We start from the raw sequence: 22,421 nt of genomic DNA, 5'->3' as shown, positions 1-22,421 counted from the left end.
GCGGCCGGTGCCCGCGGCCGGCGCACACGAACCGCCCGGCGAGGCCGAGCGGCCGGGGCCGGCGCCGGGCAGGGGTGCGCGCGCCGGGCTGGACAAGCGGCCCGACGAGGTCGCGGCGATGTTCGACCAGGTGGCCCGGCGCTACGACGTGACCAACGCGGTGCTCTCGGCCGGGATGGACCGCGGCTGGCGCAGGGCCACCGCGAAGGCGCTGCGTCTTGAACCGGGCCAGCTGGTTCTCGATCTTGCCGCCGGTACCGCGACCTCGTCGCGCGCCTTCGCGACGGCCGGCGTCGATGCGGTCGCCTGCGACTTCTCCGTCGGCATGCTGCGCGCCGGCCAGGCACGGCTGGCGAAGCGGCCCGTCAGGACTGGCAGTGTCCGGCTGGTCGCGGGCGACGGCCTGCGGCTGCCGTTCCCGGACGGCGCGTTCGACCGGGTCACGATCTCGTTCGGACTGCGCAATGTCGCCGACGTGCCCCGCTGTCTGGCCGAGCTGCGCCGGGTGACCCGCCCGGGTGGCCGACTGGTCGTCTGCGAGTTCAGCCAGCCCACCTGGGGCCCGCTGCGCCGGGTCTACCTGGGCTACCTGATGCGCGCGCTGCCCGCGGTGGCCCGCCGCGTCAGCAGCAGCGCGGACTCCTACGTCTACCTGGCGGAGTCGATCCGCGCCTGGCCGGCTCAGTCCGACCTCGCCGAGACCCTCCGCGCCGCCGGCTGGACGGGCGTGGGCTGGCGCAATCTCACCGGCGGCATCGTCGCCCTCCACCACGGAGACAACCAGGGGCTCACCCCGTTCTGAACTCGCCAGCATTTGGGTGTCCGGTGGCGAGGCGGGGTGTGACGTTTTACCGGTCGCTCGTAAGTGTCACTTTGGCCACCGACCGTGACGGCGTCTTGACGCAGCGTCAACGAGACCACCTCGCTGGTCCGGGCCCGGACTGACCACCGCCGCATGCCCCGGCCCGGAACCACCTAAAGAGGGCGCTCGCGCCCGACAGACGGGCGCTGGGGGTGGGTGCTCCGCGCCTGCCCCCAGCGCCCGCCGGATCCTGGTTGATGCCAATGGCGGTGTGAGCGCCTACACTCGGCCGTGGCGGGACGCTCGTGAAGAAATTCACGAGCGTGCGAGGAACGCGCGGTCAACGACCGGCGAACGGCTGGAGTACGCATCGCTCCACGCCCCAGGATCCGTGGTGGGACAGCGGAACCTCAGGGGAGGCGGATCAGTGTGGGACCTGGTGGAGAGTCGGTTGTCGGTGGGGAGCATCAGGTGACGACGGAGACCACGACGCGGTCGGACGGCGCGACACGCGCCGATGCCGACGTGATCGTCGTCGGCGCCGGTCCCGCGGGCTCGGCGGCCGCCTACCACCTCGCGAACACCGGCCTGGACGTGCTCCTGCTCGAGAAGGCGTCCTTTCCGCGCGACAAGGTCTGCGGGGACGGCCTCACGCCGCGGGCGGTCGCGAGCCTCGTGCGGATGGGCATCGACACCGGCCCCGCCCGCCCGCCGGCGGCCAGGCCCGCGGCATCCGGCGGCACCGGCGCCGGTGGTGCGCCGGCCGACGGGACCAAGGGCGACGCGGCCGAGGCGGACTCCGGCTGGGCGCGCAACAAGGGCCTGCGGATCATCGGCGGCGGCCTGCGTCTGGAGCTGCCGTGGCCGGAGCTGGCGAGCTTCCCCGACTACGGCCTGGTCCGGCCGCGCTCCGACTTCGACGAGCTGCTCGCCCGCACCGCGCAGAAGGCCGGCGCCCGGTTGCATGAGGGCACGACGGTCGCCGGCGTCGTCCGCGAGGAGCGGACCGGCCAGGTGGTCGGCGTCACGGCCCGCTCGGGCGCGGACCGCGAGCCCGTCACCTACCGCGCCCCGGTAGTCGTGGCCGCCGACGGCAACAGCGCTCGGCTCGCGCTCTCGCTGGACATCCGCCGCCGGGACGACCGGCCGCTGGGCGTGGCGGTCCGCCGCTATTACCGCAGCCCGCGCACCCATGACGACTACCTCGAGTCGCACCTGGAGCTCTGGGAGGGCAAGCCGAACGCGAGCCGGCTGCTGCCCGGCTACGGCTGGATCTTCGGCATGGGTGACGGGACGAGTAACGTCGGTCTGGGGATCCTGAACACCACCCCGGCCTTCGGTAACACCGACTACCGCGACCTGCTGCGCCGCTGGCTGTCGGCGCTGCCGCCGGAGTGGGGCTACACCGAGGACAACGCGACCGGCCCGGTCCGCGGCAGCGCGCTGCCGATGGGCTTCAACCGGACCCCGCACTACGCCGACGGCGTGCTCCTCGTCGGCGACGCGGCCGGGATGGTCAACCCCTTCAACGGCGAGGGCATCGCGTACGCGATGGAGTCCGGCGAGCTTGCCGCCGAGGTGGTCGCGCAGGCGCTGGCCAGGACGAGCGACGCCGCCAGGGAGAAGGCGTTGCGCCAGTATCCCGAGGCGGTGCGGGCCCGCTACGGCGGTTACTACACGCTCGGGCGGGTCTTCGTGAACCTGATCGGCAACCCCACCGTGATGCGGCTGGCCACGAAGTACGGGCTGCCGCACCCGGTGATGATGAGGTTCATGTTGAAGATCATGGCGAACCTTACCGACCCACGGGGAGGTGATGCGCACGACCGGGTGATCAACGCGCTGTGCCGGCTGGCACCGAGCGCGTAGGGCCCTTGGGCGTGCGTGTAGAAAGCGAAGAAACTCACCGCCGGGTGGCGGCGGGAATCACCGCCGCGACCGGCGGCACGGCATCACCAAGACAGGCCTCCGGGGAAGCGGTCCTGACCGGCCGGAGGCGGGGCAGGGAGCCCGGCGCACCGCCGGCCACACTTTCTCTGGGGAGAGGAGCTCGGCATGCTCTCCAACTACGTGCCGATCCTCGTCCTGATCGCGATCGCCACGGCGTTCGCGGCCGGGTCGATCGTGATCAGCATGTTGGTCGGGCCGAAGCGGTTCAACCGGGCCAAGCTCGACGCCTATGAGTGCGGTATCGAGCCGGCACCGCAGGAGGCCGGCCCGCGCCGTTTCCCGGTGAAGTTCTATCTCATCGCGATGCTCTTCATCGTGTTCGACATCGAGATCATCTTCCTGTACCCGTGGGCGGTGGCCTTCGGCGGGCTCGGCGTGTTCGGCCTGGTCGAGATGGTGCTGTTCGTGGCAACGGTGTTCGTCGCCTACGCGTACGTCTGGCGGCGGGGAGGCCTGGAATGGGACTAGAGGAGAAGCTGCCCGGAGGCGTGCTTCTCGCCAGCGTCGAGAAGCTCGCGGGACTGGGTCGCAAGTCGTCGCTGTGGCCGGTGACGTTCGGCCTCGCCTGCTGCGCCATCGAGATGATGGGTACCGGCGCGGCGCGGTACGACCTTGCCCGCTTCGGCATGGAGGTCTTCCGGGCGAGCCCCCGCCAGGCCGACCTGATGATCGTCGCCGGCCGGGTCAGCCAGAAGATGGCCCCCGTGCTGCGCCAGATCTACGACCAGATGGCCGAGCCCAAGTGGGTGCTGGCCATGGGCGTCTGTGCCTCCAGCGGCGGCATGTTCAACAACTACGCGATCGTGCAGGGCGTCGACCACATCGTCCCGGTCGACATGTACCTGCCCGGCTGCCCGCCGCGTCCGGAGATGCTGATGGACGCGATCATGAAGCTGCACCGGAAGATCCAGACCGGCCCGGTGTCCGGCAAGCTGGACCGCACCGAGATCGGCGAGTCGCCCTACCCGAAGCCCATCGAGGTCGCGACCGCCCAGTCGGCGCTGCCGGCGGGCAGCCTCGACACCCGGACGCTGTCGGTCAACGACCGCAAGCGCTTCAGGATGCCCGCCGACGCCCCGCTGCCGGCCGGCCGTGGTGCCGTCGAGCCCGCGGCGCTCGACGCGCGCAAGCCGGCCGCGGTCGTCCCGCCGTCGGTCTTCGGCCGGCGCAAGCAGCTTCCGGTCGTCGGGCAGCCGTCGACCACCGGCAGGCTCGACGAGTTGTTCGACGCCGAGCCGACCGACGACGTACACGGGCGGGACGGCGGACCGACCACCGAGGACCTGGGCTGATGAGCGAACTGGTACCGAACGGATCGGCGGCCGCGGGCGGTCGCCGGCAGGACGCGTTCGGCGCGAAGGGTACGGGCGACACCTCCGGCTTCGGCGGCCTCGTCGCCCCGGCGCCGGTGCTGGGATCCAGCGAGCGGCCGTTCGGCGACGACGACGCGGACAAGGTCTACGACGCGCTGGAGCGGGCGTTCCCCGGCCTCGACGAGGCGATCGAGCGGGTTGTGTTCGACCGCGGCGAGCTGACGCTTTACGTGCGCCGCGAGTACCTGCTCGCCGTCGGTCGCACCCTGCGCGACGACCCGGCGCTGCGCTTCGAGCTGCTGTCCTCGCAGTCCGGCGCGGACTACCCGGACGATCCGACCGGGCGGCGGCTGCACTCCGTGGTCCACCTGGCGTCGCTGACCCACCGGCGCCGGATCCGGGTGGAGGTGTCCGTGACCGTCGAGGACCCGGTGATGCCGAGCCTCACCTCGCTGTGGCCGACGGCGGACTGGCACGAGCGGGAGACCTACGACTTCTTCGGGATCATCTTCGAGGGCCACCACGCGCTGACCCGGATCATGATGCCGGACGACTGGGTGGGCCACCCGCAACGCAAGGACTATCCGCTCGGCGGTATCCCGGTGGAATACAAGGGCGCCCAGGTGCCCCCACCCGAGAAGCGTCGGAGCTACTCGTGAACAACGACCTGAAGCGATGCCTGACCAGCAGGTTCGCGATGTCATCAGGGGCGTCTGGAGACGTGTTGAAGACCGTTCTCCCGGCCCCCCTGGCCACGATCGAAGGTGTGTCATGACCGCCGACACGCATACTCCGCCCGGGGCGGCCCCCTACGAGGCCGGCTTCACCGAGGGCGGCGCGAACCGGGTCTACACCGTCACCGGCGGGGACTGGGAGCAGGTGCTCGGCGCCGGTGAGGAGGGCGCCGAGCAGATCGTCATCAACATGGGACCGCAGCACCCGTCGACGCACGGCGTCCTGCGGCTGGTCCTCGACATCGAGGGCGAGACGGTCCGCCAGACCAGGCTGGTCATCGGCTACCTGCACACCGGCATCGAGAAGAGCTGCGAGTTCCGCACCTGGACGCAGGCGGTCACCTTCCTGACCAGGGCGGACTACCTCTCCCCGCTGTTCACCGAGACGGCCTACTGCCTGTCCGTGGAGCGGCTGCTCGGCGTCACCGACCAGATCCCGGAGCGGGCGACCGTCATCCGCGTCCTGGTGATGGAGCTGCAGCGGATCTCCTCTCATCTCGTGGGCCTCGCCACCTCCGGTATGGAGCTCGGCGCGACCACGGCGATGATCGTCGGTTTCCGCGAGCGCGAGAAGATTCTCGACCTGCTCGAGATGATCACCGGCCTGCGGATGAACCACGCCTACATCCGCCCCGGTGGGCTCGCCCAGGACCTCCCGGACGGCGCCGAGCGCGCGATCCGCGAGTTCCTCGTCGACATGCCGAAGCGGATCAAGGAGTACCACCGGCTGCTGACCGGCCAGCCGATCTGGAAGAACCGGCTGATCGACGTCAACTACCTCGACGCGTCGTCCTGCCTGGCCCTCGGCATCACCGGCCCGATCCTGCGGTCCGCCGGCCTGCCCTGGGACCTGCGCAAGACCATGCCGTACTGCGGCTACGAGACGTACGAGTTCGACGTGCCGACGGCGACCGAGGCCGACTCCTTCGCGCGCTACCTGGTGCGACTGGAGGAGATGGGCGAGTCCCTGAAGATCGTCGAGCAGTGCCTGGACAAGCTCTCGAGGCTTGGTCCCGGCCCGGTCATGGTCGCGGACAAGAAGATCGCCTGGCCGGCGCAGCTGTCTATCGGCTCCGACGGCATGGGCAACTCGCTCGACCACATCCGCAAGATCATGGGCACCTCGATGGAGGCCCTGATCCACCACTTCAAGCTGGTCACCGAGGGCTTCCGGGTGCCGCCGGGCCAGGTCTACACGGCCGTCGAGGGCCCGCGCGGCGAGCTCGGCGTGCACGTCGTCAGCGACGGTGGGACCAAGCCGTTCCGCGTGCACGTGCGCGACCCAAGCTTCGTCAACCTGCAGGCGGTGCCCGCGATGACCGAGGGCGGACAGATCGGCGACGTGATCGTCGCGGTCGCCTCGGTCGACCCGGTGCTCGGGGGAGTTGATCGCTGATGCCACTCACGGACGAGACCCGGGCCGCCGCCCGGGAGATCATCGCCCGCTATCCCGTGGGACGGGAGCGCTCGGCGCTGCTGCCGATGCTGCACCTGGTCCAGGCCGCGGAGGGCTGCGTCACGGCCGAGGGGGTCGACCTCTGCGCGCGCGAGATCGGGATCACCGCGGCCGAGGTCAGCGCGGTCGCGACCTTCTACACGATGTACAAGCGCCGCCCGGTCGGGGACTGGCTGGTCTCGGTCTGCACGAACCTGTCCTGCGCGCTGATGGGCGGCCAGGAGGTCTACGACCGGATCTCGAAGAAGCTCGGCGTCGGGCACGACCAGACGACGCCCGACGGCTCGATCACCCTTGAGCACGCGGAATGCCTCGCCGCGTGCGACTACGCCCCGGTGATGACCGTCAACTACGAGTTCTACGACGGTGTCGACGAGGGCGCGGCCGAGGGCCTCGTCGAGGCCCTCCAGCGTGGCGAGCGCCCCCTGCCCACCCGTGGCGGTCCGCTGTGCACGTTCGCCGAGGTCTCCCGCCAGCTTGCCGGCTTCGAGGACCCGCGGCCCGAGGGCATCGCCGGCCCCGGCTTCCTGGAGCCCTCGGTGGCCGGCCTCACCCTCGCGGAGCAGGCCGGCTGGCGCGGCGAGGTCGCCGGCTCGTCCGCGGCCGGTCCGGCCGGCGCCGTGCCGGTCGAGGACGTGCCGGTCGAGGACGTGCCGCCGGACAGGGTGCCCGCGGACGGCGCCCGGTCCGGGGCCACCCCGGCCGCCGGCGCTCCGACGACGACACCGGCCGCTCCTGCCGCTACGAAGTCAAAGGGGGCGTGACGATGCCCGTCACCCCGGTTCTCACCGCGCGCTGGAAGGTCCCCGGCATCTGGACGCTCGACACGTTCGAGCGCCACGGCGGCTACGACTCGGTGCGCACCGCGTTCGCCAAGGGCCCGGACGACATCATCAAGATGGTCAAGGACTCCGGTCTGCGCGGCCGCGGCGGCGCCGGCTTCCCGACCGGGATGAAGTGGAGCTTCATCCCACAGGGCGACGGCAAGCCGCACTACCTGGTCATCAACGCCGACGAGGGCGAGCCGGGCACCTGCAAGGACGCCCCGCTGATGATGATCGACCCGCACTCGCTGATCGAGGGGATCATCGTCGCCTCGTACGCGGTGCGTGCCAACCGGGCTTTCGTCTACGTCCGCGGCGAGCTGGTGCACGCCGCCCGGAGGCTGCGCAACGCCACCGCCGAGGCGTACCGGGCCGGCTACCTCGGCAAGGACATCCTGGGCAGCGGCTTCGACCTCGACCTGGTGATCCACTCCGGTGCCGGCGCGTACATCTGCGGCGAGGAGACGGCCCTGCTCGACTCGCTCGAGGGCCGGCGCGGCCAGCCGCGGCTGCGCCCGCCGTTCCCGGCGACGCATGGCCTCTACAACTCGCCAACGGTGGTCAACAACGTCGAGACGATCGCCTCGGTGCCGTTCATCGTCAACAACGGCGTCGAGTGGTTCCGCTCGATGGGCACCGAGAAGTCGCCCGGCCCCAAGATCTATAGCCTGTCGGGCCACGTCACCCGGCCCGGCCAGTACGAGGCGCCGATGGGCACCACGCTGCGCGAGCTGCTGGAGATGGCCGGCGGGGTGCGCGGCGGCCGGGCGCTCAAGGCCTGGACGCCCGGCGGCTCGTCGACCCCGATGCTGACCGCCGAGCACCTCGACGTCCCGCTGGACTTCGACGGCGTGATGGCCGCCGGCTCGCTGCTGGGCACCGCCGCGCTCATGATCATGGATGACACGGTGGACATGCTCAAGGTCGTCCGCCGGCTCACCCAGTTCTACGCGCACGAGTCCTGCGGCAAGTGCACGCCGTGCCGCGAGGGCACCACCTGGATGGTGCAGATCCTGTCCCGGATGGAGCGCGGCCAGGGCGACCCGAGCGACATCAACACCCTGACCGACGCCTGCGACAACATCTTCGGCCGGGCGTTCTGCGCGCTCGCCGACGGCGCGGTCTCGCCGATCGTCTCCGGCATCAAGCACTTCCCGGAGGAGTTCGCCGCGGCGGCCCAGCCACGGCCGGCGGACCAGGCGCAGGGCTCCAGCAATGGCGTCGCCACCGGGCCTGCCGCCCTGGCGGGAGCGCACTGACATGGGATCGTCACTGATCATGGAAGCGGTCGGAATATGACTGTCACCGCGGACGCCGCGGCCGGACCGGGCGGGCCTCCCGCCCCGCCACCCGACCACGTCACGCTGACCATCGACGGGCTGCCGGTCAGCGTCCCCAAGGGCACGCTGATCATCCGGGCGGCCGAGCTGCTGGGCATCGAGGTCCCGCGGTTCTGCGACCACCCGCTGCTCGACCCGGTGGGTGCCTGCCGGCAGTGCATCGTCGAGGTGGAGGGCCAGCGCAAGCCGGTCGCCTCCTGCACGACGACCGTCGCCGCCGACATGGTGGTGAAGACGCAGCTGACCTCCCCGGTCGCCAGCAAGGCGCAGGCCGGGACGATGGAGTTCCTGCTGCTCAACCACCCGCTGGACTGCCCGGTCTGCGACAAGGGCGGCGAGTGCCCGCTGCAGAACCAGGCGATGGCCAACGGCGGCAGCGAGTCGCGGTTCAAGGAGGAGAAGCGGACCTACCCGAAGCCGCTCGCCATCTCCTCGGAGATCCTGCTCGACCGTGAGCGCTGCGTGCTCTGCGCGCGCTGCACCCGGTTCTCCGCGCAGATCGCCGGCGACCCGTTCATCGAGCTGTTCGAGCGGGGCGCCGCCGAGCAGGTCGGCGTCGCGGGCGACGAGCCGTTCTCGTCCTACTTCTCCGGCAACACGGTGCAGATCTGCCCGGTCGGCGCGCTCACCAGCGCCGCCTACCGGTTCCGCTCCCGCCCGTTCGACCTGGTCTCCACGCCGACGGCGTGCGAGCACTGCGCGTCGGGCTGCTCGCTGCGCACCGACCACCGGCGCGGCACGGTGATGCGCCGCCTCGCCGGCGACGACGGCGCGGTGAACGAGGAGTGGAACTGCGACAAGGGCCGGTTCGCGTTCACCTACGCCCGCCAGGCCGACCGGCTCACCACCCCGCTCATCCGGGATGGCGAGACCGGCGAACTGGTCGAGGCGAGCTGGACCGAGGCGCTCGAGTACGCCGCGCGGGGTCTCGCCGAGACCCGCGACCGCTACGGCGTCGGGGTGCTGGCCGGCGGCCGGCTCACGCGGGAGGACGCCTACGCCTACGCGAAGTTCGCCCGGCTGGCGCTGCGCACCAACGACATCGACTTCCGGGCCCGGCCGCACTCGGCCGAGGAGGAGGCGTTCCTCGGGCACGCGGTCGCCGGCACCGGCATCGGCGTGAGCTACGCCGACCTGGAGGCCGCTCCCACCGTCCTGCTCGTCGCCTTCGAGCCGGAGGAGGAGTCGCCGATCGTCTTCCTGCGGCTGCGCAAGGCGGTCCAGAAGCGTCGTACGGCCGTCTACGCCGTCGGCCCGGTCGCGACCCGCGCGCTCGGCAAGCTCGCCGGCACCCTGCTGCCGGTGGTGCCGGGCGGCGAGGCCGACCTGCTCGCCGGCCTCGCCGGCGGGCGGCCCGGTCCGGACGGCGAGCTCGCGGCGAGCGTCTCCGAGGCGCTCCGGGCCCCCGGCGCGGTGATCCTGGTCGGCGAGCGGGCCGTCGAGGCGCCGGGCACGCTGACCGCGGCGCTGCGCCTGGCCGAGGCGACCGGTGCCCGGCTCGGCTGGGTGCCGCGCCGGGCGGGCGAGCGCGGCGCGCTCGCCGCCGGTGCCTTCCCGTCGCTGCTGCCCGGCGGCCGCCCGGTCGCCGACCCGGCGGCGCGCGCCGAGGCCGAGGCCGTCTGGGGGACGCCGGTTCCCGGCGCGCCCGGCCGGAGCACCGCCGAGATCCTCGCCGCCGCGGCACTCGAGAACGCCGGGCTCGACGCCCTGGTCGTCGCCGGCGTCGACGTCGAGGACCTGCCGGACCCGGCGGCGGCGCTGGAGACGCTCGCGACCGTGCCGTTCCTGGTCTCGCTGGAGATCCGCCGCTCGGCGATCACCCAGGTGGCCGACGTGGTGTTCCCGGTCGCCCCGGCCGCGGAGAAGGCCGGCTCGTTCGTCGACTGGGAGGGGCGGCTGCGCCCGTTCCAGCGGGCGCTGGAGACCCAGGCGCTGCCGGACCTGCGGGTGCTGCACCTGCTGGCCGCGAAGATGGGCATCGACCTCGGCGTCGCGGACGTCGGCGCCGCCGCCCGCGAGCTCGCCGCGCTCGGCCGGGCCGGCGCCGAGGTCGCACGGGTGCCCGCGCCCGCCTCCTCGGCCGTGGCGCCGGTCACCCCGCCCGTCGGTACGGCCGTGCTCGCGAGCTGGCACCAGCTCATCGACGACGGCGCGCTGCAGGCCGGCGAGCCCTACCTCGCCGGTACCGCCCGCCCGGCCGCGGCGCTGCTGTCGGCGGCGACCGCCGCGGAGGCGGGCGTGGCCGACGGTGGCCTGCTGACCGTCAGCACCGAACGGGGATCGGTGACGCTCCCGGTGGAGATCGCCGACATGCCCGACCGGGTGGTCTGGGTGCCGACCCACTCGCCCGGCTCGCACGTCCGCCGGGCGCTGGCCGGGTCCACCGGCGGGATCGTGAAGATCGCGGCCGCCCAGGCGCCGGGGACGGTGCCGGCGCCCGCGGTGCCGGCGGCGGCCACGACCAGGAGCACTATCACTGCCGGAGGCCCCGTCACCGCTGGAGGGGCAGCATGAGCGACTCTGTAACCACCGTGCTGCTCGCCGCGGGCAGCACCGGCGCCGACCCCGACCTGACCAGGTTCGGCTCGGACCCCTTCTGGCTGATCCTGATCAAGGGTGTGGCGGTCTTCGCCTTCCTCATGATCATGACGTTGTTCGGCATCGTGTTCGAGCGCAAGGTCGTCGCCCGCATGCAGGTGCGGCTCGGCCCGAACCGGCACGGGCCGAAAGGCTGGCTGCAGAGCCTCTTCGACGGCGTCAAGCTGATGCTGAAGGAGGACATCATCCCGGCGCTGGCCGACCGGCCGGTGTTCCTCCTCGCGCCGCTGGTGTCGGTCATCCCGGCACTGATCGCGTTCGCGGTCATCCCGTTCGGGCCCGAGGTCTCGATCTTCGGTCACCACACCGTGCTGCAGCTCGCCGACCTGCCGGTCGGCGTGCTCTACCTGCTGTCGGCGGCGTCGCTCGGGGTGTACGGGCTGATCCTGTCCGGCTGGTCCAGTGGGTCGACGTACCCGCTGCTCGGGTCGCTGCGCTCGGCCGCGCAGATCATCTCCTACGAGATCGCGATGGGCCTGGCGTTCGTCGCCGTGTTCATGTACTCCGGGACGCTGTCGACCTCGGGCATCGTCGAGAGCCAGCACGACTGGTGGTACATCGGGCTGTTCCCGTCGTTCGTGATCTACATGATCTCGATGGTCGGCGAGACGAACCGGACGCCGTTCGACCTTCCCGAGGCCGAGGGCGAGCTGGTCGGTGGCTTCCTCACCGAGTACAGCTCGATCAAGTTCGCGTTCTTCTACCTCGCCGAGTACGTCAACCTGGTCACCGTCTCGGCGGTCATGACGACGCTGTTCCTCGGCGGCTGGCAGCCCCCGCCCATTCCGGGGCTGTCGGGGCTCGACCACGGCTGGGTCCCGCTGATCTGGTTCATCGTCAAGCTGCTGCTCGTGATGTTCTTCTTCGTCTGGCTGCGCGGCACGCTGCCCCGGCTGCGCTACGACCAGTTCATGAGCTTCGGCTGGAAGATCCTCATCCCGGTCGGCCTGGTCTGGGTGCTGTTCATCGCGGCGCTGCGGACCATGCGGGACAACAACACCTCGGGCCTGCGTCCCTGGCTGATAGCCGTCGCTGTCATCCTCGGCCTGTTCGTCGTCGCCGAGTTCGCGTTCGGCGGGCGGCGAGGCGAGATCGACGAGGACGACGAGGACGACGTCGGGCCGCCGAGCCTCGAGCGCATCCCGTGGCCCCCGCCCGCCGAGACGGGCGCCGCGACCCCCGCCGCTTCACCCATCGTCATGCCGGCTGGCCCACGCCAGCGTCAGGAGAGCTGAACCATGGGCTCCTTCGATTTTTTCAAGGGCTTCGGCCTCACCTTCGGCAACATGTTCCGCAAGCCGGTCACGGAGTCGTACCCGGAGCAGAAGAAGGAGACGGCGCCGCGCTTCCACGGCCGTCACCAGCTCAACCGGCACCCGGACGGGCTGGAGAAGTGCGTCGGCTGCGAGCTGTGCGCCTGGGCCTGCCCGGCGGACGCGATCTACGTCGAGGGTGCCGACAACACCGACGAGGAGCGCTACTCGCCCGGTGAGCGGTATGGCAAGGTCTACCAGATCAACTACCTGCGCTGCATTATGTGCGGTCTGTGCATCGAGGCGTGCCCCACCAGGGCGCTGACCATGACGAACGAGTACGAGCTCGCCGACGACAGCCGCAACGACCTGATCTTCACCAAGGAGCAGCTGCTCGCGCCGCTGCGGGAGGGGATGCAGGAAGCGCCCCACCCGATGTACCTCGGTGACAGCGAGACCGACTACTACCGCTGGGACCCGAACACACCGTTGCCCGCCTTCCAGGAGCTGGCGCGCGACGGCGGGTCCGGTTCGGAGCACTGATGGACCCGCACCTTCTCGCCGCGGCGGCGCCGATCACCAGTACCTCGGGTGGCGAGGCGCTGACCTTCTGGATCATCGCTCCGATCGCGGTGCTCGGCGCCCTCGGCATGGTGCTCGCCAAGAACGCCGTGCACGGCGCGCTGCTGCTGGTCGCCAACCTGTTCTGCGTGGCGGTCTGCTATCTGCTGCAGGATGCGCCGTTCCTCGGCTTCGTGCAGATCGTGGTCTACACGGGCGCGATCATGGTGCTCTTCCTGTTCGTGCTGATGCTGATCGGCGTCGACTCCACCGAGTCCCTCGTCGAGACGTTGCGCGGGCAGAGGCTGGCGGCGACCGTGCTCGGCCTCGGCTTCGCGGGCCTGCTCGTCTTCCCGCTCGGGAAGGTCATCAAGGGGCAGCCCGCGGCCGGCGTCGCGGACGTGAACAAGGCCGGCGGCGGCAACATCCACGCGATCGCCCGGCTGTTGTTCACCGACTATGTGTTCGCCTTTGAGGCGGTGTCCGCGCTGCTGGTCATCGCGGCCGTGGGCGCGATGATCCTCACCCATCGTGAGCGGACCGGGCCGAAGCCGTCGCAGCGGGAGACCCTGCGCAGGCGGATCGAGAGCGGCGCCGTGCTCACCCCGGTGCCCGGCCCCGGCGTGTACGCGCGGGCCGACTCGGCCGACCAGCGGCCGGCGCTGCCCGGCGGCTCGAACGGCCTGGTCGGCGGCGCGCCGTCCGAGCTGGGGCCCGGTGGTGGCGCGGCCGGTGGCCGCGGCGACGATGCCGGCGCGGGCGACGCGGGCGACGGCAAAGCCCCGTCCGGCCCGGTGCCCGCCACGGGGCCGGGCGCGGCTGGTGGCGCGGCGCCGGTCGGCGCCGGGAAGGGGAGCGGGCTGTGAACCCGGGGAACTACCTGGTGCTGTCCGGGCTGCTGTTCGCGATCGGCGCGGTTGGGGTGCTGGTCAGGCGCAACGCGATCGTCGTGTTCATGTGCGTCGAGCTGATGCTCAACGCGGTGAACCTGTCGCTGGTCACCTTCTCCCGGATACAGGGCAACCTCGAGGGCCAGGTCATCGCGTTCTTCGTGATGGTGGTGGCCGCCGCCGAGGTCGTGATCGGGCTCGCGATCATTCTGACGATCTTCCGAACGCGCAGGTCGGCGTCGGTCGACGACGTGAACCTCCTCAAGTACTGAAGGGCCAAAGGGTGTGCGAAAATGATCTTCTTTCGCGCGCCCGGCGGCCGTTGTCCCCAGGGCGGCTAAGGGCCAAAGCCCACAAGTGATCCGGACGAGGCCGACGCGGCCCCGCGCGACATGCGCGCGCGCTGCCGGCTAAGCGAAGAACGGACGAACTGCAGTGAAGCTGGAAGTCCTCGACGGCGCGACGCCGTCGCACCTCGGGACCGGTCCGCGATGACGCCGGCGGTTGCTGCGGGCGCCGAGGGGGGCGCCGTCCACTACGCCGCGGCCAGCGGTGCGTTCTCGCTGTCGTGGCTGCTCATCGCGCTGCCGCTGGCCGGCGCCGCGGTGCTGCTGCTCGGCGGTAAGCGCACCGACAAGTTCGGCCACGTCGTCGGCACGGTGGCGGCACTCGCGAGCTTTGTCGTCGGTCTGGTCATCTTCTTCACCCTGGTCGGCAGGGACGGCTCCGACCGTGCCGTCTCGCAGCACCTGTTCTCCTGGATCCCGGTAAACGGCTTCCAGGTCGACGCCGGACTGCTCGTCGACCAGCTCTCGGTCGTCTTCGTCCTGCTGATCACCGGTGTGGGCACGTTGATCCACATCTACTCGATCGGCTACATGGCGCACGACCCCGGCCGGCGGAAGTTCTTCGCCTACATGAACCTGTTCCTCGCCTCCATGCTGCTGCTGGTGCTGGGGAACAACTTCCTGGCGCTCTACGCCGGCTGGGAGCTCGTCGGCCTCTCGAGCTTCCTGCTCATCAAGTTCTGGGAGTACAAGCCGGCGGCGGCCACCGCGGCGAACAAGGCCTTCTACATGAACCGGGTCGGCGACGTGGGCCTCGCGATCGCCATCATGTTCATGTTCGGCACGCTCGGCTCGACGAACTACGACCACGTCTTCACCGCGGCCGCCGGCGGCGCCATCGGCCACGGCACCATCACCGCGATCGCGCTGCTGCTCCTGCTCGGCGCCTGCGGCAAGTCCGGCCAGTTCCCGCTGCAGGCCTGGCTCCCGGACGCCATGGAGGGCCCGACCCCGATCTCCGCGCTCATCCACGCGGCGACGATGGTCACCGCCGGCGTCTACCTGATCGCCCGGTCCGCCCCGGTCTTCAACGAGACCCAGGCCGCCCGCACGGTCGTCGTCATCATCGGCGCCGTCACCATCCTCATCGGGTGCGTGATCGGCTGCGCCTACGACGACATCAAGAAGGTGCTCGCCTACTCGACGGTGAGCCAGATCGGCTACATGTTCCTCGCCGTCGGGCTCGGGCCGGCGGGCTACGCCCTGGGCATCGCACACCTGCTCGCGCACGGCTTCTTCAAGGCGGGCCTGTTCCTCGGCTCCGGCTCGGTCATCCACGCGATGGACGACGAGCAGGACATGCGCAGGTACGGCGGCCTGTGGAAGTACATGAAGGTCACCTGGGTGACGTTCGGGCTCGGCTACCTGGCCATCATCGGCTGCCCGCCGTTCTCCGGGTTCTTCACCAAGGACAAGATCATCGAAACGGCCTTCGACAAGGGCGGGACGTCCGGCTACATCCTCGGGATCGTCGCGCTGCTCGGTGCCGGGATCACCGCCTTCTACATGACGCGGCTGTTCCTGATGACCTTCCACGGCAAGGCGCGCTGGTCGCACGAGGGTGCGGACGCCAAGCACCCCCACGAGTCGCCCACGACGATGACCGGCCCGATGATCCTGCTGGCCATCGGCTCGGTGGCCGCCGGAGCGCTGTTCGTCGTCGGCGGCACCCTGCAGGACTGGCTCGCCCCGGTCGTCGGCGAGCACGGCGAGGCCGACCACGTGCTCTCGCCGACGGTGCTCACGCTGCTCACCCTGGTCGTCAGCGCCGGCGGCCTGGCCGGCGCCGTCCTGCGCTACCAGCTGCGCCCGGTGGACGCGGTGGCCAAGCCCGACGCCGCGGTCAGCCCGCTGACCGTCGCCGCCCGCCACGATCTGTACGCGAACACCTTCAACGAGGCCGCGTTCATGATCCCGGGCAACTACCTGGTCCGCTTCCTGGTCTGGTTCGACAAGATCATCATTGATGGCCTGGTCGGCGGGACCGCGGCGACCATCGGTGGCCTGTCCGGCCGGCTGCGGCGCACCCAGACCGGCTACGTCCGCACCTACGCTCTATCGATGTTGGGAGGCACGATCCTCGTGGTCGGTGCCCTGCTGTTGGTGAGGGCGGGCTGACGTGCATACCGTTCCCTGGCTGACGATCCTGCTGGTCATCCCGGTCGCGGGCGCGATCCTGGTCGCGCTGCTGCCCAAGCGTGCGAGCACGCTGGCCAAGCAGGTCACCCTGGTTCTCACGCTCGTCGAGCTGGTGCTCGCGGTTCTCGCCACCATCGCCTACGAGCCCGACAAGCCCGGCTTCCAGTTCGCCCAGCGGTACGACTGGATCAAGCAGTTCGGCGTGTCCTACTCGGTCGGCGCGGACGGCATCTCGATCGTGCTGATCCTGTTGGCCTCGGTCCTGATGCCGGTGGTTGTGCTGGCGTCCTGGCACGAGGCCGAGGAGGGCAAGCGCGGCGTCGGGGCGTTCTTCTCGCTGCTGCTCGCGCTGCAGGCCGGCATGGTCGGCGTCTTCGCCGCCACCGACGTGTTCCTGTTCTACGTCTTCTTCGAGGCGATGCTCATCCCGATGTACTTCCTCATCGGGAGCTACGGGGCGCCGAAGGAGCAGACGCAGCGCTCGTACGCGGCGGTCAAGTTCCTGCTCTACAGCCTGTTCGGCGGTCTGCTGATGCTCGCGGCGGTCATCGGCCTCTACGTGGTCTCGGTGCACCAGCTCGGCCATGGCACGTTCGACTTCGCCGCGCTGCGCCAGATGCACATCGACGAGGACACGCAGAAGTGGCTGTTCCTCGGCTTCTTCATCGCGTTCGCCATCAAGGCACCGCTGTTCCCGTTCCACACCTGGCTGCCGGACGCCGGCGCCCAGTCGCCCACCGGCGGCGCGGTGCTGCTCGTCGGCGTGCTCGACAAGGTCGGCACCTTCGGCCTGCTCCGCTACTGCATCCCGCTGTTCCCGGACGCGGCCGACTACTTCGCCCCGCTGGTGCTCGCCCTCGCGGTGATCGGCATCTTCTACGGCGCGCTGCTCGCGATCGGGCAACGTGACATGAAGCGGCTGGTCTCGTACACCTCGCTCGCCCACTTCGGCTTCATCGCGCTCGGCTGCTTCGCCTTCACCTCGCAGGCCGGCACCGGCGCGGTGCTGTACATGGTCAACCACGGCCTCTCCACCGGCCTGCTGTTCCTGGTGGTCGGCTTCCTGGTCGCCCGCCGCGGCAGCCGGGACGTCGACGCCTACGGCGGCATGGCGAAGGTCACCCCGGTGCTCGCGGGCGTGTTCCTCATCGCCGGGCTCTCGTCGCTGGCGCTGCCCGGCCTGAACAGCTTCGTGTCGGAGTTCCTCGTCCTGGTCGGCACGTTCACCGAGTACAAGGCGCTGGCGATCGTCGCGACCTGCGGCATCGTGCTGGCCGCCATCTACGTGCTGCATCTGTACAAGCGGACGATGACCGGGCCGGTGGTCCACGAGGAGAACAAGCTCGTCGCCGACCTGTCGCTGCGGGAGAAGCTCGTGGTCGCCCCGGTGGTCGCGCTCATCGTCGCGCTCGGTGTCTACCCGAAGCCTCTGATCGACATCATCCGCCCGACGGTCACGGCCACGTTCACCGATGTCGGGCACCATGACCCGGCACCGAGTGTCCCGGTAGCCGGTGTGACCACCACCGGAGGCCACTCGTGAGCGCCGCTCCCGTCGTCCTCGCCGCGTCGTCGGCGACGACCGTCGCGCCCATCCAGACGCCGCACGTCGAGTACTCCTCGATCAGCCCGCTGCTGATCGTGCTCGGGCTCGCGTTCGCCGGCATCCTGGTCGAGGCGTTCGCGGCGTCCGAGGCCCGCCGGCGGATTCAGCCGGTGCTCGCCTTCGCCGGCTTCGCCGCGGCGTTCATCGCCGTCGTGCTGCTGCACTCCCGCCGCGCCACGCTGGTGTCCGGCGCGCTCGCCATCGACGGCCCGACGCTGTTCCTCGAAGGCACGATCCTGCTGTTCGGCCTGTTCGCGGTGCTGCTGGTCGCCGAGCGTCGGCTGGATTCCTCGGGCGGCGCCATCGTCGCCTCCGCGTCCGTCACGCCCGGCGCGGCGGGGTCGACCGCGATGCAGACCTCCAAGGAGGTCCAGACCGAGGCCTACCCGCTGCTGGCCTTCTCGGTCTCCGGAATGCTGATGTTCGTCGCGTCGAACAACCTGCTGGTGATGTTCGTCGCGCTGGAGATCCTCTCGCTGCCGCTCTACCTGCTGGCCGGGCTCGCCCGCCGCCGGCGGCTCCTCTCGCAGGAGGCGGCGATGAAGTACTTCCTGCTCGGCGCGTTCTCGTCGGCGTTCTTCCTCTACGGCCTGGCGATGATCTACGGCTACGCCGGCACCGTGCGCCTCGGCGCCATCGCGGACGCGGCCGGCAGCGCGAGCGCGAACGACACCTACCTCTACCTCGGGATGGGCCTGCTCGCCGTCGGTTTCTTCTTCAAGATCGGCGCGGCGCCGTTCCACTCCTGGACGCCGGACGTCTACCAGGGCTCGCCGACGCCGGTCACCGCCTTCATGGCCGCGGCCACCAAGGTCGCCGCCTTCGGCGGCCTGCTGCGGGTCTTCTACGTCGCCTTCGGCGGCCTGCGGTGGGACTGGCGGCCGGTCATCTGGGGTGTCGCGATCCTCACCATGGCCATCGGTGCCGTGCTGGCCCTGACCCAGCGCGACATCAAGCGGATGCTGGCCTACTCGGCCATCGCGCACGCCGGCTTCCTGCTCGTCGGCCTGGCGGCCGCGAACACCGACGGCCTGTCCGGCTCGATGTTCTACCTGGTGACCTACGGCTTCACGACGATCGCCGCGTTCGCCGTCGTCTCCCTGGTGCGCACCGGCGACGGCGAGGCCAGCGACCTGTCCCAGTGGCAGGGCCTCGGACGTACCTCGCCGTGGCTCGCGGGCATCTTCGCCTTCCTGCTACTCGCGCTCGCCGGCATCCCGCTCACCAGCGGCTTCACCGGCAAGTTCGCGGTGTTCCAGTCGGCCATCGAGGGCGACGCCACCCCGCTGGTCGTCATCGCGCTGGTGTGCAGCGCGATCGCCGCGTTCTTCTACGTGCGCGTGATCGTGCTGATGTTCTTCTCCGACCCGCCCGCCGATGGCCCGGTCGTGGTCACCCGGCCGAGCCTCACCTACGCCACCGTGGGCGTCGGCGCGCTCGTCACCCTGCTTCTCGGTGTAGCTCCACAGCCTTTGTTGGACCTCGCCAGTCACGCGGCGGCCTCAGGCTTCGTACGCTAGAGGGCCAAAGGGCGTGCGAAAATGATCCTCCTCGCACGCCCGGCGGCCGTACTCCTCCGTGAGAGGGCCAAAGGGCGTGCGAAAATGATCCTTCTTCGCACGCCCGGCGGCCGATACCCCCCAGGATCACAAATGGCGGTATGAGCAGAACCGGGCTGGACACCATGGGGATCAGGGCAGACCCTGATCTCGAATCCGCCGTGCGAGCGGGCCTCACGGACGTCGAGCGACTCCTGCGCGAGGCGGTCCGCAGTGAGTTCACGTTCGTCACGGAGGCATCGCGGCATCTCACCGACGCGGGCGGGAAGCGCTTCCGTCCGATGGTGGTGCTGCTCGCGGCGCACTTCGCCGACCCGGCCGCGCCGGAGGTGATCCAGGCCGCGGCCGCCATCGAGCTGACCCACCTGTCGACCCTGTACCACGACGACGTGATGGACGAGGCCCCGCTCCGACGCGGGGCCGCGTCCGCCAACGCCCGGTGGACGAACACGGTGGCGATCCTCGTCGGGGACTACCTGTTCGCGCGGGCCTCGGAGATCACCGCCGACCTCGGCCCCGAGGCGACCAGGATCCTCGCGCAGACGATCGCGACGCTGTGCGAGGGCCAGATCCGCGAGACCGTCGGGCCGATGCCGGACGACGACCCCGTCGAGCACTATCTTCGGGTCGTCACCGGCAAGACCGCGTCGCTGATCGCCGCATCCGGCCGCCTCGGCGCGATGATGGCCGGCGCCGACCCTGTGACGGCCGACATCCTCGCCACCTTCGGGGAGCGCATCGGCGTCGGCTTCCAGCTCTCAGACGACATCATCGACGTCGCCTCAGAGAGCGCCGCCTCCGGCAAGACCCCCGGCACCGATCTGCGGGCCGGCGTCCGCACGCTGCCGATGCTGTACGCCCTGCGCGGCCAGGACGCGGGCGCGGACCGGCTGCGCGAGCTGCTGGCCGAGGGCTTCGCCTCCGACGCGGCGCTCGGTGAGGCGATCGAGATCCTGCGCTCCCACCCCGGTATGGACGAGGCCCGGGCTCAACTGAACTCCTGGGCGTCAAGCGCCCGCGACTGCCTGGCTCCGCTCCCGGAGGGCTCCGCCAAGACCGCCCTGGAGAGCTTGGCCGACTTCGTCGTCGCCCGCACGGGCTAGGGCGCCGGGCCGGGGTTCCTGCCGGATCGGCGGAGCTTGCGTAGCCGATCTGGGAGGTCCGGGACGCGCCGGCCGCCTGTCGGGCGCCTAGGGCGCCCTCCCTGCGTGGTGCCGGGTACAGGCGTATGGCCGTGATTGGTGTGGTGCCGGGCTGAGGCCGTGGTCGCGTTGGCGCTGCGCTTTAAGGCGCTGTCGCGTGCTGGGGCTGGGTTGCGCTTGCGGCCGGGTGGCGGCGACTGGCCGGCGGTGGACGCGAAGCGGCCCCGCACCCGGAGAGCGCGCTTCGGGGGCGGGGCCGGTCTTCTTCGGCCTATCAGGCTTTGGTTAGGAATGCCAGCCGATCGTCGCCTTGGTGAACCAGTCGGCGTCCTCGAGCGGGTCGGGCTCGGGGGCGGGGTCGGGGTCTGTCACCGTGATCGGATCCGCGGGCGCGGACGTCGAGGCGGTCGTGTCGGAAGGAGTCCCTGAGCCGGTCGAGGTCGGGTCGGCCGCCGCGGCCTGCTGGCTGGCCACGGGGTCCTGGTCCGTCCCCTGAGGCTGTCCCGCGTCGTTCGGCGGCGCAGCATTCGGCGCCGTCGCGGTTGGGTCGGTGCCTGGGTCGGCCGTGGCGTCCGGCGGGGGAGTCGCCTCGCCCTGCTCCGGCGAGTCCGTGGGCGATGGGCTCGGGGTGGGGGTGTCGGTGGCCGGGACGCCGCCGATCCCGAACCAGTTGAACACCGAGCTGCCCGTCGCCGGCTGGTCCGTCGCCGCGGCTGGGGCACCAGTCGTCGGGTCGGTGGCGGACCCGTCCCGCGGGGTGAGCGGAATGACCGGAATCTCGCTGCTGCTGAGGCCGTCCGTCGGGTACGGCGAGTCCGCCGAGCCGTCGACGGTGGGGTCGTGCGTCGGGTCGTAGGAGTCGACCAGCGGGTCGTACGCGCCCGCGGCGTCGACGTAGCCGCCACCGGTGTCCGATGGCTGCTGCCCGCCGGAGTCGGACTGGTTGGGCACCATGGGCACCACGGGTACCTGGGGAGTGAGACCCGGCGTGATCGGCGACGAGGCGCTCGCCGCGGACGTGTCCGCGTCGGAGCCCGTGGACTGGACGGACGGGAACTGGCCCGTCGACGTTCCGCCTCCGGGCCCTGCTGGAATGATCAGCGGGCCGGTGTCCGTGGCGAGCACCGCGCTGCCGACGAGCGCCGAAAGGCCGGCGAGCGAGGCCGTGCTCGCGATGGCGAGCTTCGCCCTGGCGCTGCCAGGCCGCCCGATGGGCGCTCGGTGCGCTCCCGGCGACCGCTGCCCTCCTTCGGGCTTCTCGCCTCTCGCCCGGGCACCGCCACCGCTCGGCGAGCCCCGCCTGCCGGTGGAACGCGCCTCACGGCCGACTCCGCTGGGGAGGCCACCGGTGTCGTCGATGCCCCGTGACGAGAAGGCGGCGGGAGTGGCGGCGATGAACGTCGTGCCCACCGGGACGACCGGCACGCCGTACAACGGCTCGTCCTCGAGGACCGTGTAGTCGGCGTCGTCGGTGTAGTCGGTGTCGTCCGCGTATGCGTACGGGCCGCCGACGGCGTCACCGCCGTCACCGTCCGGGTATTCGTAGCCCTCCGCGTAGCCGTGGCCGCGCGAATAGTCGAAGTGGCCGGGGCCGGCGGAGTCCGTGTGGCTCGGGTAGCCCTCGTATCCGTACCCGTAGCTACCGCCCTGCCGCTCGGCGGCGCGGTCCCGGCGCGCGGAGGTGCTGAGGGAGATCGGACCGGTCACCGTGTCGAGCTCGCCGGGCGGCAACACCGGTGGGCGTGCCGGAAGCGGCGCGGCGAAGGCCGGCTGAGGAGCGAGGGCGCGACCGCGGGCATACGGCCACCCCGAGGGTTCTTCAGCCCGCGGGGCATCCTGGGTACCGGTCCAGCCCTGCTGGCCGGCCACGTAGCTAACCACGTCGCGCCCCAGTGGGCGTCAGAGCG

Annotated in this window: 18 protein-coding genes; 17 read left to right on the top strand and 1 reads right to left on the bottom strand. The window is 71.0% G+C overall.

Going from position 1 to position 22,421, the window contains the following annotated elements:
* Positions 1 to 118: 118 nt before the first annotated feature.
* The 17 genes from QOZ89_RS03140 to QOZ89_RS03060 all read left to right on the top strand — a co-directional run bounded on the left by QOZ89_RS03140 (position 119) and on the right by QOZ89_RS03060 (position 20,475).
* Positions 119 to 802, top strand: coding sequence for a demethylmenaquinone methyltransferase (locus QOZ89_RS03140; RefSeq protein ID WP_071050845.1), 684 nt, complete (start codon positions 119 to 121; stop codon positions 800 to 802).
* Between the two features lie 471 nt (positions 803 to 1,273).
* A complete protein-coding gene (locus tag QOZ89_RS03135) occupies positions 1,274 to 2,671 on the top strand; it encodes a geranylgeranyl reductase family protein (protein WP_312622916.1) in 1,398 nt (465 codons plus the stop codon).
* Between the two features lie 186 nt (positions 2,672 to 2,857).
* Positions 2,858 to 3,220, top strand: a complete 363-nt coding sequence (locus QOZ89_RS03130; protein WP_007519871.1) for an NADH-quinone oxidoreductase subunit A — start codon at positions 2,858 to 2,860, stop codon at positions 3,218 to 3,220.
* A complete protein-coding gene (locus tag QOZ89_RS47125) occupies positions 3,211 to 4,044 on the top strand; it encodes a NuoB/complex I 20 kDa subunit family protein (RefSeq protein WP_071050805.1) in 834 nt (277 codons plus the stop codon). Before QOZ89_RS03130 ends, QOZ89_RS47125 begins: the two co-directional genes overlap by 10 nt.
* A complete protein-coding gene (locus tag QOZ89_RS03120) occupies positions 4,044 to 4,724 on the top strand; it encodes an NADH-quinone oxidoreductase subunit C (protein WP_071050803.1) in 681 nt (226 codons plus the stop codon). Before QOZ89_RS47125 ends, QOZ89_RS03120 begins: the two co-directional genes overlap by 1 nt.
* 112 nt (positions 4,725 to 4,836) lie before the next feature.
* On the top strand, positions 4,837 to 6,195 hold the full coding sequence (locus tag QOZ89_RS03115; protein ID WP_071050801.1) for an NADH-quinone oxidoreductase subunit D: 1,359 nt from the start codon (positions 4,837 to 4,839) through the stop codon (positions 6,193 to 6,195).
* Positions 6,195 to 7,019, top strand: coding sequence for an NADH-quinone oxidoreductase subunit NuoE (nuoE, locus tag QOZ89_RS03110; protein WP_071050800.1), 825 nt, complete (start codon positions 6,195 to 6,197; stop codon positions 7,017 to 7,019). Before QOZ89_RS03115 ends, nuoE begins: the two co-directional genes overlap by 1 nt.
* A gap of 2 nt (positions 7,020 to 7,021) precedes the next feature.
* Positions 7,022 to 8,338, top strand: coding sequence for an NADH-quinone oxidoreductase subunit NuoF (nuoF, locus tag QOZ89_RS03105; RefSeq protein WP_071050843.1), 1,317 nt, complete (start codon positions 7,022 to 7,024; stop codon positions 8,336 to 8,338).
* A 36-nt stretch (positions 8,339 to 8,374) separates the two neighbouring features.
* Complete coding sequence (locus tag QOZ89_RS03100) at positions 8,375 to 10,933, top strand: NADH-quinone oxidoreductase subunit G (RefSeq protein ID WP_071050799.1); 2,559 nt, start codon at positions 8,375 to 8,377, stop codon at positions 10,931 to 10,933.
* The gene (gene nuoH, locus QOZ89_RS03095) at positions 10,930 to 12,252 is read left to right on the top strand and encodes an NADH-quinone oxidoreductase subunit NuoH (protein ID WP_071050796.1); all 1,323 of its coding nucleotides are present in this window, start codon (positions 10,930 to 10,932) and stop codon (positions 12,250 to 12,252) included. The genes QOZ89_RS03100 and nuoH overlap by 4 nt, the downstream gene beginning before the upstream one ends.
* Before the next feature lie 3 nt (positions 12,253 to 12,255).
* Complete coding sequence (gene nuoI / locus QOZ89_RS03090) at positions 12,256 to 12,813, top strand: NADH-quinone oxidoreductase subunit NuoI (RefSeq protein WP_071050795.1); 558 nt, start codon at positions 12,256 to 12,258, stop codon at positions 12,811 to 12,813.
* On the top strand, positions 12,813 to 13,697 hold the full coding sequence (locus tag QOZ89_RS03085; protein WP_071050794.1) for an NADH-quinone oxidoreductase subunit J: 885 nt from the start codon (positions 12,813 to 12,815) through the stop codon (positions 13,695 to 13,697). Before nuoI ends, QOZ89_RS03085 begins: the two co-directional genes overlap by 1 nt.
* Positions 13,694 to 13,993, top strand: a complete 300-nt coding sequence (nuoK, locus tag QOZ89_RS03080; protein ID WP_007514768.1) for an NADH-quinone oxidoreductase subunit NuoK — start codon at positions 13,694 to 13,696, stop codon at positions 13,991 to 13,993. Before QOZ89_RS03085 ends, nuoK begins: the two co-directional genes overlap by 4 nt.
* Before the next feature lie 219 nt (positions 13,994 to 14,212).
* The gene (gene nuoL, locus QOZ89_RS03075) at positions 14,213 to 16,186 is read left to right on the top strand and encodes an NADH-quinone oxidoreductase subunit L (RefSeq protein ID WP_071050793.1); all 1,974 of its coding nucleotides are present in this window, start codon (positions 14,213 to 14,215) and stop codon (positions 16,184 to 16,186) included.
* Position 16,187: 1 nt separating this feature from the next.
* On the top strand, positions 16,188 to 17,750 hold the full coding sequence (locus QOZ89_RS03070; protein WP_071050792.1) for an NADH-quinone oxidoreductase subunit M: 1,563 nt from the start codon (positions 16,188 to 16,190) through the stop codon (positions 17,748 to 17,750).
* Entirely contained in the window at positions 17,747 to 19,333 is a 1,587-nt protein-coding gene (gene nuoN, locus QOZ89_RS03065; protein WP_071050791.1) for an NADH-quinone oxidoreductase subunit NuoN, read from the top strand. Before QOZ89_RS03070 ends, nuoN begins: the two co-directional genes overlap by 4 nt.
* Positions 19,334 to 19,473: 140 nt before the next feature.
* On the top strand, positions 19,474 to 20,475 hold the full coding sequence (locus tag QOZ89_RS03060) for a polyprenyl synthetase family protein (RefSeq protein ID WP_071050790.1): 1,002 nt from the start codon (positions 19,474 to 19,476) through the stop codon (positions 20,473 to 20,475).
* A 324-nt stretch (positions 20,476 to 20,799) separates the two neighbouring features.
* Here QOZ89_RS03060 and QOZ89_RS03055 read toward each other — a convergent pair whose 3' ends face one another.
* Complete coding sequence (locus tag QOZ89_RS03055) at positions 20,800 to 22,395, bottom strand: hypothetical protein (RefSeq protein WP_312622913.1); 1,596 nt, start codon at positions 22,393 to 22,395, stop codon at positions 20,800 to 20,802.
* Between the last annotated feature and the right edge of the window lie 26 nt (positions 22,396 to 22,421).

It is taken from the genome of Pseudofrankia coriaricola, from assembly GCF_032027725.1.
Classification (GTDB): domain Bacteria; phylum Actinomycetota; class Actinomycetes; order Frankiales; family Frankiaceae; genus Pseudofrankia.
Note: the sequence above shows the minus strand (reverse complement) of the source record. Positions and strands in the feature narration are given on the sequence as shown.

Coding starts and splice junctions, on each gene's coding strand:
- QOZ89_RS03140 (WP_071050845.1), top strand. CDS start 119: ATGTTCGACCAGGTGGCCCGGCGCTACGACGTGACCAACGCGGTGCTC.
- QOZ89_RS03130 (WP_007519871.1), top strand. CDS start 2,858: ATGCTCTCCAACTACGTGCCGATCCTCGTCCTGATCGCGATCGCCACG.
- QOZ89_RS47125 (WP_071050805.1), top strand. CDS start 3,211: ATGGGACTAGAGGAGAAGCTGCCCGGAGGCGTGCTTCTCGCCAGCGTC.
- QOZ89_RS03120 (WP_071050803.1), top strand. CDS start 4,044: ATGAGCGAACTGGTACCGAACGGATCGGCGGCCGCGGGCGGTCGCCGG.
- QOZ89_RS03115 (WP_071050801.1), top strand. CDS start 4,837: ATGACCGCCGACACGCATACTCCGCCCGGGGCGGCCCCCTACGAGGCC.
- nuoE (WP_071050800.1), top strand. CDS start 6,195: ATGCCACTCACGGACGAGACCCGGGCCGCCGCCCGGGAGATCATCGCC.
- nuoF (WP_071050843.1), top strand. CDS start 7,022: ATGCCCGTCACCCCGGTTCTCACCGCGCGCTGGAAGGTCCCCGGCATC.
- QOZ89_RS03100 (WP_071050799.1), top strand. CDS start 8,375: ATGACTGTCACCGCGGACGCCGCGGCCGGACCGGGCGGGCCTCCCGCC.
- nuoH (WP_071050796.1), top strand. CDS start 10,930: ATGAGCGACTCTGTAACCACCGTGCTGCTCGCCGCGGGCAGCACCGGC.
- nuoI (WP_071050795.1), top strand. CDS start 12,256: ATGGGCTCCTTCGATTTTTTCAAGGGCTTCGGCCTCACCTTCGGCAAC.
- QOZ89_RS03085 (WP_071050794.1), top strand. CDS start 12,813: ATGGACCCGCACCTTCTCGCCGCGGCGGCGCCGATCACCAGTACCTCG.
- nuoL (WP_071050793.1), top strand. CDS start 14,213: ATGACGCCGGCGGTTGCTGCGGGCGCCGAGGGGGGCGCCGTCCACTAC.
- QOZ89_RS03060 (WP_071050790.1), top strand. CDS start 19,474: ATGAGCAGAACCGGGCTGGACACCATGGGGATCAGGGCAGACCCTGAT.